Origin of the sequence: Streptosporangium vulgare (assembly GCF_042428775.1) — a bacterium.
Classification (GTDB): domain Bacteria; phylum Actinomycetota; class Actinomycetes; order Streptosporangiales; family Streptosporangiaceae; genus Streptosporangium; species Streptosporangium vulgare.
The window spans coordinates 1-533 of record NZ_JBHMBS010000190.1 but is presented as its reverse complement, the minus strand read 5'-3'; the positions used below and the strand labels follow the sequence as shown (position 1 = coordinate 533).

General features: G+C 57.2%; 1 protein-coding gene. It reads right to left on the bottom strand.

Going from position 1 to position 533, the window contains the following annotated elements; genetic code table 11:
- Window positions 1–533 (bottom strand): DNA utilization protein HofM (gene hofM, locus ACFFRH_RS45055; RefSeq protein WP_512701166.1); only part of this gene is annotated, 533 nt, incomplete at both ends.

The window sequence follows — 533 nt, the reverse complement described above, 5'->3', positions numbered from 1 at the left end:
TCATCCCCACCGCCAGTTTGCGCCCCCAGCTATAGCGCGTCGCCCACAGCCACTGTTCGTTATCACGCCAGGCCAGACATTGCTGATGAGAAGGTAAAAAAGGCAGGAATCGCTGTAATGCACTGGCATCCGGGGTGATCGCGCTCACATGAACACGCAACCTTTCTGCCAGAGTAAGCAGCGTTGCCAGCTCTTTGCTTTGCGCGGCAGTCACGTTATAGGCGGGACTGAGTGAGTCTTCGCTGTAATCGAAGCGCAGGGAGTCCGGATCCATATCCAGCTCGCGGGCCATCGTCCCTGACAGCCAGGCCGTTTGCTCCCGCTCACCAAGGGACATCGACGGGCGCGGAAAAGACCGCTGTAATGTGCGACTGGCGGGAAACGCCAACATAATGTGATGACGCTGCGGCAGTTCGCGCCTCCACGGTAACAACGTTTTAGCCAGCTGCTGCGCATCAACAATCCGCCCATCTTTGATAATGTCGTTCTCCAGCGGCAACCGCCACCAGCGTTGCAAAAAGCATTCTTTTGCG